The sequence below is a fragment of the Carboxylicivirga sp. M1479 genome (assembly GCF_007097485.1).
Classification (GTDB): Bacteria; Bacteroidota; Bacteroidia; order Bacteroidales; family Marinilabiliaceae; genus Carboxylicivirga.
On sequence record NZ_VKDE01000095.1, the window covers coordinates 1 to 464 of the forward strand.

The 464-nt window shown below is 38.1% G+C and carries 1 protein-coding gene; it reads right to left on the reverse strand.

The features are described 5' to 3' along the window. A partial coding sequence (locus FNN09_RS20925) for a sulfatase-like hydrolase/transferase (RefSeq protein ID WP_221932564.1) occupies positions 1–359 on the reverse strand: 359 nt, incomplete at its 3' end. Between the last annotated feature and the right edge of the window lie 105 nt (positions 360–464).

A 464-nucleotide genomic window follows, 5' to 3' on the forward strand; every position in this document is an offset into this window, starting at 1 on the left:
GCAATGGTAAAATCCTCAGCTCGAATAGGGTATTGTCCTTCTGGCTTGTGTTCTCGGTTGCCACGTATAAAGGTATGCCCTGTATGCTGGCCGGTCATGAGTGAAGAACGCGATGGTGCACAAACTGTACTGCCCGAATAGTGTTGAGTAAACTTTATGCCTTTGGCAGCCAACTTATCAATATTGGGAGTTGAAAACTTGGTTTGTCCATAGCAGCTCAGGTCGGCATACCCTAAATCATCGGCCAGGATATATATAACATTTGGTTTATGCTCCGATTTTACTTGCCTGGTATTACAAGCATTGAAAAAGAAAGATATAGCAATACTTACCAATATCCAGTATAACTTCATTTTCATTCTAATTGTTTTTTAAATAATTAACACGTTTCATCAACTCCTTAATAAGCTTCTTTTCTTCACTCAAAACTCTGATTTTTGAAACATCCAGATTAAACACGTAAT